Source organism: uncultured Halovibrio sp. (assembly GCF_913056445.1).
In the GTDB taxonomy this organism is placed as follows: domain Bacteria; phylum Pseudomonadota; class Gammaproteobacteria; order Pseudomonadales; family Oleiphilaceae; genus Halospina; species Halospina utahensis_B.
In genome coordinates this window covers 23,789-33,070 of the sequence record NZ_CAJXMA010000025.1, presented here as the reverse complement: position 1 = coordinate 33,070, position 9,282 = coordinate 23,789, and the positions used below count along the sequence as shown (strand labels likewise).

The 9,282-nt window shown below is 63.4% G+C and carries 8 protein-coding genes; 4 read left to right on the top strand and 4 right to left on the bottom strand.

The genetic code is table 11. The features are described 5' to 3' along the window. Positions 1 to 1,000 (bottom strand): hypothetical protein (locus tag QZ501_RS07130; protein WP_295718350.1); only part of this gene is annotated, 1,000 nt, incomplete at its 3' end. 20 nt (positions 1,001 to 1,020) lie between these two features. Then, positions 1,021 to 1,866 (bottom strand): UTP--glucose-1-phosphate uridylyltransferase GalU, encoded by an 846-nt coding sequence (gene galU, locus QZ501_RS07125; protein ID WP_151439157.1) that lies wholly within the window; start codon positions 1,864 to 1,866, stop codon positions 1,021 to 1,023. Between the two features lie 143 nt (positions 1,867 to 2,009). On the opposite strand from galU, the gene zwf reads away from it, so the two are divergent. The 4 genes from zwf to QZ501_RS07105 are packed head-to-tail and all read left to right on the top strand — an operon-like array spanning position 2,010 to position 6,872. Next, a complete protein-coding gene (zwf, locus tag QZ501_RS07120) occupies positions 2,010 to 3,449 on the top strand; it encodes a glucose-6-phosphate dehydrogenase (protein WP_295718347.1) in 1,440 nt (479 codons plus the stop codon). Further along, positions 3,433 to 5,241 carry a phosphogluconate dehydratase gene (edd, locus tag QZ501_RS07115; protein ID WP_295718344.1) on the top strand — a complete coding sequence of 603 codons (1,809 nt, stop codon included), beginning with the start codon at positions 3,433 to 3,435 and terminating at the stop codon, positions 5,239 to 5,241. Before zwf ends, edd begins: the two co-directional genes overlap by 17 nt. A gap of 9 nt (positions 5,242 to 5,250) precedes the next feature. Continuing rightward, a complete protein-coding gene (locus tag QZ501_RS07110) occupies positions 5,251 to 5,742 on the top strand; it encodes a GNAT family N-acetyltransferase (RefSeq protein ID WP_295718341.1) in 492 nt (163 codons plus the stop codon). A gap of 23 nt (positions 5,743 to 5,765) precedes the next feature. After that, entirely contained in the window at positions 5,766 to 6,872 is a 1,107-nt protein-coding gene (locus QZ501_RS07105; protein WP_295718338.1) for a glutathione S-transferase family protein, read from the top strand. Positions 6,873 to 6,876: 4 nt separating this feature from the next. On the opposite strand, the gene QZ501_RS07100 is transcribed toward QZ501_RS07105, so the two are convergent. Both QZ501_RS07100 and QZ501_RS07095 read right to left on the bottom strand, forming a co-directional pair. After that, positions 6,877 to 8,175, bottom strand: coding sequence for an NAD(P)/FAD-dependent oxidoreductase (locus QZ501_RS07100; protein WP_151439164.1), 1,299 nt, complete (start codon positions 8,173 to 8,175; stop codon positions 6,877 to 6,879). A 67-nt stretch (positions 8,176 to 8,242) separates the two neighbouring features. Then, positions 8,243 to 9,193, bottom strand: coding sequence for a DegV family protein (locus QZ501_RS07095; protein ID WP_160899364.1), 951 nt, complete (start codon positions 9,191 to 9,193; stop codon positions 8,243 to 8,245). Between the last annotated feature and the right edge of the window lie 89 nt (positions 9,194 to 9,282).

Below are 9,282 nucleotides of genomic sequence, written 5' to 3'. Positions count from 1 at the left end.
GGTTGAACGTGAGGGCCTTAAAGCGTTGCTGCTCATCCAGGGCCAGATGGATATCGGACGCGGGTGGCGATTCAAGCAGCCGTCGGGTGATACGCTCGTAATGCGCCATGAAGGTAGCGAAGGCATCGCCTTCGTCCAGGTGGGCGCGGTAGCTGTCGCTGCGATTGCGGATCAGCTTTGCCTCCTGGAGCAGCCGCCAGCGCTGCACGGCGTCCCATGATGGGGCCTGCAGGAAGAGTGAGCGGTCGAAGCGCTGGAACAGATCCTGATAGCGACCGGCCAGCTGTTCATTCACATAATGCCGCCAGAGCCCGCTCGGATCCTGTTCAGCCTCCAGGCTGTTGACCGGTGTGTCGAGCTCACGCTCGTCGACGGCCTGGGCGCCCAGGCACCAGCCCTCCAGCAGGATAATGCCGGGGCGCCCCTGGAAGCTGTGCCACTGGGACTCGGGCAGCCGGTCATCCGCGCTTTTGTCGAAGAGTGGCAGGGGCGTGCGGGTATCATGGCTGGCACCGTGCAGCCTCTCCACACATTCCAGCAGCCCCTCGATGTCGTGGGTGCCGGGAACCCCACGGGTCGCCAGCAGTGGGTGCACGGTGTCCGCAAGTTCGCGGCGGGAATGCCGGCTCAGGTAGAAGTCGTCCAGGCTGAGCACGCAGGAGGAGACGGCAAAGCAGTGGTGTAGAACCAGCCTCAGTGCCCGTGCCAGGGTGGTCTTGCCGCTGCCCTGGCTGCCACCAATGGCCATGACCAGTGGGCGGCCAAGCCGGCGCCGGTCGGTGAGCAGCCACGCGGCCATGGGGATGACCAGGCGCGGGAAAACACTCATCCACCCCTGGGGGAGCTGTTCAGCGGCGAGGAACCGCTGCAGCGCCAGCACCGCATGCTGGCGAGCCTCGGTGATGCTCCGGGTCGGGAGAGGGGTATCGTCGGGCCAGCTGGCCTCCGGAAAGATGACCGTCCCTGGTCTGTGTTCTCTGCCTGCCGTGTGTTCCGCCATGCGCCAGCCTGTGTTTCCGCTCAGAGGTTGCGTTCGCCGCGGCGATAGACGTTTTCGTACACGTGGTTGGTCGCCTCGACAAAACCGTCAATGCTGCCACAGTCAAAACGCCGGCCCCGGAATTGGTAGGCAAGAACACAGCCGTTCTTTGCCTGTTCCAGCAGGGCGTCTGTGATCTGGATTTCGCCGCCCTTGCCAGGCTTGGTCCGCTCCAGGATGTCGAAAATATCCGGCGTCAGGATGTAGCGCCCGATGATGGCCAGGTTTGAGGGGGCCTGATCTTTTGGTGGCTTTTCCACCATGTCGGTGATCCGGTACAGACCGTCCTTCATGGTTTCGCCCTCGATGACCCCGTACTTGTGGGTTTCGTCCTCGGGCACTTCCTCGATGGCCACGATGCTGCACCGGAACTGGTTGTAGAGCTTGACCATCTGGGCCATGACACCGTCGTCATTGTCTCCGGCAACACAGAAGTCATCCGCCAGGATGACCCCGAATGGATTGTCACCGATCAGGTTGCGGCCGGTGAGGATGGCGTGGCCCAGGCCCTTCATCTCGTTCTGCCGAGTAAAGGCGAAGCGGTGGTTCTCGATCAGGTTGCGGATGCCCTTGAGGTTATCTTCCTTGCCGGTACCCGCGATCTGATGTTCCAGCTCATAGCTGATGTCGAAATGGTCTTCGATGGCACGCTTGCCACGGCCTGTGACGAAGCCGATATCCTGAATGCCCGCCTCCGAGGCCTCTTCCACCGCGTACTGCACCAGCGGTTTGTTGACGATGGGCAGGATCTCCTTGGGCATGGCCTTGGTGGCCGGGAGAAAGCGGGTGCCGTAACCGGCGACCGGGAAAAGGCATTTGCTGATCATGGCTTGCGTTCCCTGTTGTGTGTTCGCTGATGCACGGATGATTCCAGAAGCCACCAGTGTAAACAATCCGTTGCACAAAAAAGAGGGTGCTCATTGCGGTTCTTTGATTTGCGCTGCCTGCAGGGATTGCTCATGCTGTAATCATGAACCCAAACGATGCCACGCCTTTCACTCTGGTCCTTTTCGGCGCCGCAGGCGACCTGGCCCGGCGGCGGCTGGTGCCGTCCCTGTATGCGCTCTGGTGTGACGGGGCCCTGCCGGAGCACTGGCAGCTTGTGGGCGTGAGCCGCAGTGCCCGTACCCGCGATGAATGGCGCGCGGAACTCGTCGATGCGCTGGAAGGCCATGTCGCCGATGAGTTCCTGGCCCATGTGGACTATGTGTCCGCGGATGCCACGGATCCGGGCGCGCTGGGGCGTCTGCGTGGGAGTCTGGACGGGCAGCACTGCATCTTCTACCTCGCCACCCGCGCTGACCTGTACGCTGGTATCACCCAGGCGCTGGATGAGGCGGGCCTGGTCTCCGGGCAGTCCAGGATTGTGCTGGAGAAGCCCATAGGGCTGGATTACGCCTCGGCGGAAGCAATCGAGAGCAGTGTGCGGGAATGCTTCAGCGAGCGCCAGATCTTCCGCATCGACCATTACCTGGGCAAGGAAACCGTCCAGAACCTGCTGGTTCTGCGTTTTGCCAATTCCATCTTCGAGAGTCAGTGGAATCACCGTTACATCGATCACATCCAGATCACCATTGCCGAATCCGGCAGCGTGGCCGGCCGCGGTGCCTTCTATGATGAGGTTGGGGCCCTGCGGGACATGGTGCAGAACCATCTGCTGCAGCTGCTGTGCATGACGGCCATGGAACCCCCGAACACCCTTGATGCGGATGCGGTGCGCGATGAGAAAGTGAAGGTGCTGCGAGCCCTCAGGCCCATGGAAGCCGCCTCCATCGCCGAAGAGGTGGTGCGAGGGCAGTATGTCTCCGGAGCTGGCGGTGAGGCCGGCTACACGGAGGATGCCGATGTCCGTGAGAGCGCCACGGAGACCTTTGTGGCCATGCGTGTTGCCATTGATAACTGGCGCTGGGCCGGGGTGCCGTTCTACCTGCGCACAGGCAAGCGCCTGCCGGAACGCACCTGCGAGATTGTGGTCCACTTCCGGCCCGTGCCGCATTCGATTTTTCCGCAGCAGCGCGCGAGCATGGCCAACCGCCTGGTCTTCCGCCTGCAGCCGGACGAGGGCATCCAGCTTTCATTCAGCGAGAAACGCCCCGGGGCGGCCATGGACATCCGCATGTCCGAGCTCAGCCTCAACCCGCAGACCCTGAGACGGGAGCGGGCACCGGATGCCTACGAGCGGCTGCTCAGTGACGTGATCCAGGATAACCAGACGCTGTTTGTTCGCCATGATGAACTCATGGCCGCCTGGGAATGGGTGGACCCGATCCTTCAGAACTGGCGTGATTCCGGCGCCCGTCCGGAGCCTTACAGGGCCGGAACCTGGGGGCCCTCAGCAGCGACCATGCTGCTGGCCCGTGACGGACGACTCTGGGATGAAAGGGAGACAGACGATGCACCCGACGGTTGAGGCAGTTACACGGCGCATACGCGAACGCAGCGCCACCGACCGGGACCGCTACCTGGCGCTGATGGCCGGTGCCCGCCGGGACGGGCCGCAGCGCGAGACCATGAGCTGTACCAACCTGGCGCATGTGATGGCGTCCAAGCCCGATTCCGACAAGTTGATCCTGCGCCAGACGCAACGCAGTGCCAACGTCGGCATCATCTCCGCCTACAACGAGATGCTCTCCGCGCATCAGCCCTATGGAGACTTTCCGGACCAGATCCGGCGTACGGTGGCGCGGGCCGGGCATGTGGCCCAGTTCGCCGCTGGCGTGCCCGCCATGTGCGACGGTATTACCCAGGGGCAGCCGGGGATGGAGCTGTCGCTGTTCTCTCGGGATCTGATCGCCCAGGCCACCGCCATCGGGCTCAGCCATAACGTGTTCGACGGCGTGCTCTGCCTCGGCATCTGCGACAAGATCGTGCCCGGGCTGCTGACCGGCGCCCTGCGTTTTGGCCACCTGCCCACGCTCTTTGTACCGGCGGGGCCGATGCCCTCGGGCATGTCCAATGCTGAGAAATCCCGCATCCGGGAACAGCACGCGCGCGGTGAAATCAGCCGCGATGAACTGCTGGAAGCGGAGTCGCGCTCCTATCATTCGCCGGGCACCTGCACCTTTTACGGTACCGCCAACTCCAACCAGGTGCTGATGGAGGTCATGGGCCTGCAGTTGCCAGGGTCCTCTTTCATAAACCCGGGTACGGACCTGCGCGAGGCCTTCACCCAGGCCGCGAGCCGTCGGATCACCGAGGTCACCGACCTGGGGAACGACTACCGTCCCCTGTCGCAGGTGGTCTCGGAGAAGACGCTGGTCAACGCCATGGTGGCGCTGCTGGCCACCGGCGGTTCCACCAACCACAGCATCCACCTGGTGGCCATCGGGCGCGCGGCCGGCATCCGTATCGACTGGGAGGACTTCCACGAGCTCTCGCGGGTGGTGCCTCTGCTGTGCCGCCTTTATCCCAACGGTGAGTCGGACATCAACGACTTTGACCGTGCCGGTGGTGTGCCCTTCCTGATGCGGGAGCTGCTGGGCGCAGGGCTGATGCACGAGGATGTGAGCGTGATGTTTGGCGACTCCATCCACGACTACACCCGCCCGCTCGGCCTCGATGGGGCCGGGCGCCTGGTCCAGGGCGCGCCCCGCGAAGCCACCGGCGATCCCCAATGTCTGCGTTCGGCGGATGACCCCTTCCTGGCGGACAGTGGCTTTCACCGGCTGGAGGGCAACATGGGCCGGGCCATCATCAAGACATCCTCGGTGCCGGACAATCGTTGGTGCATCGAGGCGCCCGCCCGCGTCTTCGCGGATCAGCAGGCACTGATGGATGCCTACGAGGCCGGGGAGCTCACCCATGACGTCGTGGCCGTGCTTCCGGGGCAGGGGCCCGCCGCCAACGGCATGCCGGAGCTGCACAAGCTGATGCCGGTGCTCGCCAATCTGCAGAATGATGGCCTGAGGGTGGCACTGCTCACGGACGGACGTCTGTCCGGCGCCTCGGGCAAAGTGCCCAGCGCGATCCACGTGTATCCGGAAGCTGCCCGTGGCGGTGCCATCGGCCGCATCCGTGATGGCGACCGTGTCCGTATTGATGCCGCTGCCGGTAAGCTACACTGGGAGGCAGGGCGCGACCATGGCCAGCCGGTGCACTGGGGCCGGGGTAATGAAGGGCTTGGCCGTGAACTCTTTGCCGGCTTCCGGGACCAGGTTACCCACGCCGAGGCCGGCGCCACCATCTTCCGCTGGGACGATTGAGGAGCCTCCATGCCTGAGATCCGCCACTTCCTGCCGGACGACTGGCCCGGAATCTGGCCCATGCTGGAGCCGGCCTTCCGTGCCGGAGAGACTTACGCCTTCCCCACCGACATCAACGAGGACGACGCCTTCACTTTCTGGGTGGAAAAACCGGATTGCACCTATGTCGTGCTGGATGACGACGAGACCTATCTGGGCACCTATTTCCTCAAGACCAACGCGCCCGGGCCGGGCAGCCATGTCTGCAACTGTGGCTACCTGGTGGCTGAAAATGCTCGCGGGCGCGGTCTGGCGGACCTGATGTGCCAGCATTCCATGGAAGAGGCGAAGCGGATGGGCTACCGGGCGATGCAGTATAATTTGGTGGTGTCCACCAACCTGGGGGCCATCAAGGTCTGGGAGCGCAACGGCTTCGAGGTCACAGGCACCCTGCCGGGCGCATTCGAACATCCCGAGTATGGGTTTGTGGATGCACACGTCATGTACCGCTGGCTGAGCTGAACAGCCCGAGAAAGGGAGTTCCGATGACCACAACCTACGCCTTTACCCACTATGGAACGGGGTTTTCCCTCTACAGCGGCAAGACCCGGTCTTACCTGCGATACAAGGGGATCCCGTTCGAAGAGCGTCTTGCCACTCTCTCCGTGTACCGCCGGGTGCTGATCCCGAAGACAGGCGTGTCGATGATCCCGGTTCTGGAAACCCCCGAACACGACTTCATCCAGGACACCGTCGAGATCATCGACACTCTGGAGGCGCGGTTTCCCGAACGCGGCATCTACCCGAGCACACCGAAGCAGCGGCTGGTGTCGCTGCTGGTGGAACTGTACGCGGACGAATGGCTGTTGATCCCGGCCATGCACTTCCGCTGGAGTTTCCCGGAGGAGAATCGGCGGTTCATACACGGGGAATTCGGCAAGATCGTCTCGCCCTGGCTGCCCGGGCCGCTGCGGCGGCTGGCCGGCAGCCGACTGGCGAAACGCTTCTCGGGTATGCTGCCCATGCTGGGCATTACGGAAAAGACCAGCTCCGCCATCGAAAACTGGTACTACTCGGTTCTGGACCAGCTCGACGCCCACTTCGCCCAGCACCCCTACCTGTTGGGCGAACGTGCCAGCATCGGGGACTTTGGCCTGATGGCCCCACTCTACGCGCACCTTTACCGGGATCCGGCGCCCGGGCGCATCATGAAGCGCCGTGCCCCGCACCTGGTTGAATGGATCGAGCGCATGAACGCCCGCAAACCCCGCGTGGGCGACTGGCTGACGGATGACCAGATACCCGAGACCCTGTATCCGCTGCTGAAGCATCAGTTCGGGAGCCAGTTTCCGGTGCTGCGCGAGACCGTGGACGCCGTGGCGAAGTGGATTGATGAGCACCCCGGGAAGAAAGTGCCCCGCAAGCTCGGCGTACACCAGTACCACCTCAGTGGGGTGGATGAGACCCGGGCCCTGATGAGCTTCCCCCAATGGAAGCTGCAGCGGCCCCTGGATTTCTATCAGGGGCTGGCGGAGGACCAGCGCGGGCCCGTGGATGAATTGCTGGATGAAGTTGGCGGCCGGGAGGCCATGAACATGACGATCCCGCGCCGGGTGCGGCGCGAGAACAACCGTCTGGTGCCGGACGACTGACGTCTCAGTGCAGCTTCATCTTGGGCTTGAAGGCCCGGTGCAGGCGGTCCGTCAGGGCCATCAGCAGCCCCCGGAACCAGCCGAAGACTGCGATCTGGTGCATCCGGTACAGCGAGATGTAGACCAGCCGTGCCAGCCGGCCTTCCACCCGCAGGCTGCCCTTGGAGGTGCCGCCCATCAGGGTGCCGACCGCGGAGTACTGGCTCAGGTTCACCAGTGACCCGTAGTCCTGGTACTGGAACGCCTTGAGTTCACGCCCCTGCATGGCCCGGCGCAGATTGCCGGCCAGGTGGTCCGCCATCTGGTGCGCGCTCTGGGCGCGTGGCGGTACGAAGCCCTGCTCCTGGGGGCAGGCCGCGCAGTCGCCCAACGCAAAAATGTTTGGGTCATCCACGGACTGCAGTGTGGCGGCGACCTTGAGCATGCGGTTGGGCTGCAGGCTCAGGCCGTCAAGGTGTTCCATCAGCGTTGGGCCCTGTACGCCGGCGGCCCAGACCATGATGTCACCGGGGATCTCGCGGCCATCCTGATCCACCAGGGCATCGTCCCGGGCTTCAGTGATCCGGGCCTCCAGCCGTACGTCCACCCCGAGCTCGCGGAGCTCCCGCAGCGTGTCCCTAGAGATCCGCTCGGGCAGGGCGGGCAGAAGACGTGGCCCGGCTTCCAGCAGGGTGATGTGAAGCATGCTGCGGTCGGCCTGGGAGAAACCGTATTCGTGTACCGTTTCCGAGGCATGCACCAGCTCGGCCGCAAGCTCTACCCCAGTGGCGCCGCCGCCCACAATGGGAATGCGGGCGCAGGCATCGGGGTCCGTGCGGCGCTGGCTGTTCACCCGCATCAGAGTGTTCAGGAAGTTCTGGTGGAAATGCTGTGCCTGCTCTGGAGAGTCCAGGAACTGGCAGTGGCGGCGCACTCCGGGAATGCCGAAGTCATTGGTGATGCTGCCGATGGCCAGTACCAGGTAGTCATAGGGAATCTGACGTTCGGGCAGTATCGTCTGGCCCTTTTCATCGAGAATGGCATTGAGCGTGATGGTCTGCGCGTCGCGGTCCAGCCCCGCGAATTCACCCAGCACAAAATGGAAACCCCGGTGGCGCGCCACGCCCCGGTAGCTGATCTGATCCACCGAGGAATCCATGGCCCCGGAGGCTACCTCGTGCAGAAGTGGCTTCCAGATGTGGGTAGGGCTACGGTCGACCAGAGTGATGCGCGCCTCACCCCGGCGCCCCATGCGGCGGCCCAGTTTGGTGGCCAGTTCCAGCCCCCCGGCACCGCCGCCAACAATGACGATCTCCGCTGTCATGACGGCTCCGCTGTGTTAATTAGTGTGCGAATCGTAACACAGCGGAGGCGGGCATCCGCAGGCCCCATTACTGGAAGTCGCTGAACGCGTGCGGTTCCGCCGCCAGCGCCAGGCACAGGCTGCCCGGCCCAATGTAGATGGTGCTGGTAATGCCCATCTGGGAAAGCAGCAATTCCACGCCATGGGCTCTGCAGGTATCACGCAACCGCTGCAGCCCGGGCAGGGCCTCAATCTCTTCCCAGCTCATGCCGCAGGAGAGTGATACATAGGGGGTGAGCAGCCCTGCCTCCACACGGGCCACGGCGTAGTTCATCACCTGCTCGACCGCCGGCTCAAAACCGCGCGTCTTGGTGGCCGGTTTGCCCTCGGCGCCCTTGCCAAAGATCACAGGCGTGATGTTCAGGGCCTTGCCCAGGAAGGCCACCAGCCCGGAGACGCTGTTATCACCCCTGCGGCGGGCACGTTCGCGGATGTAGTGGAGGTCCCTGGGGATCACCACGCTGTAGATCTTGTCCGTGAAGGTGTCGATCTCGTGGCGCAGCGCGTTCTTGTCCAGGTTCTGCTGCATGAGACGGATGGTGTGGGCAGCCAGCAGGCCCTGGCCAGCAAAGATCTGCTTGCTGTCGACCACCCGCATCGAGAAGTTGCCCGTTTCACCGGCAGCGTCACGCTTGCGGCGGTATTCGGCCAGCACGGTATTCATGGCGACACTGGCGTTCTCGTAGATCTTGCTTCGGGAGCGGGTGACCGTCTCGCAGATCGCCAGGTCGTAGTGGTCCACGATCTGTTCCATGAACAGTTGATGGATCTGCTCCGCCGAGAACGCCTCGGTTTCGGCATGGTGGCCCTTCTGTAGGAGCCCCTGCTCGTAGAACTCCTGGGTCAGTTTGGGGTCGTGGGTGTCGGTGTAGGTCTGGTCATCAATGTGTGCCGTTACCGGTAGAACGAAGAGCCCGTGCTCCCTGCTGAACTCATGGGGTATGTCGCACGCGGAGTCGACGATAAGCCCTGTTTTCATGGTCAGCCTCCTCAAGCCGCACTGCATTACGCGGACTTTTGTCATCCAATGTCCGATGTAACATAACCGACTGGCAAGTTTCCGTGGTG

What these genes read in the sequence shown, in the direction of transcription:
- galU (WP_151439157.1), bottom strand. Translation starts at nt 1,866, where the DNA reads ATGATCAGCAAATGCCTTTTCCCGGTCGCCGGTTACGGCACCCGCTTT.
- zwf (WP_295718347.1), top strand. Translation starts at nt 2,010, where the DNA reads ATGAACCCAAACGATGCCACGCCTTTCACTCTGGTCCTTTTCGGCGCC.
- edd (WP_295718344.1), top strand. Translation starts at nt 3,433, where the DNA reads ATGCACCCGACGGTTGAGGCAGTTACACGGCGCATACGCGAACGCAGC.
- QZ501_RS07110 (WP_295718341.1), top strand. Translation starts at nt 5,251, where the DNA reads ATGCCTGAGATCCGCCACTTCCTGCCGGACGACTGGCCCGGAATCTGG.
- QZ501_RS07105 (WP_295718338.1), top strand. Translation starts at nt 5,766, where the DNA reads ATGACCACAACCTACGCCTTTACCCACTATGGAACGGGGTTTTCCCTC.
- QZ501_RS07100 (WP_151439164.1), bottom strand. Translation starts at nt 8,175, where the DNA reads ATGACAGCGGAGATCGTCATTGTTGGCGGCGGTGCCGGGGGGCTGGAA.
- QZ501_RS07095 (WP_160899364.1), bottom strand. Translation starts at nt 9,193, where the DNA reads ATGAAAACAGGGCTTATCGTCGACTCCGCGTGCGACATACCCCATGAG.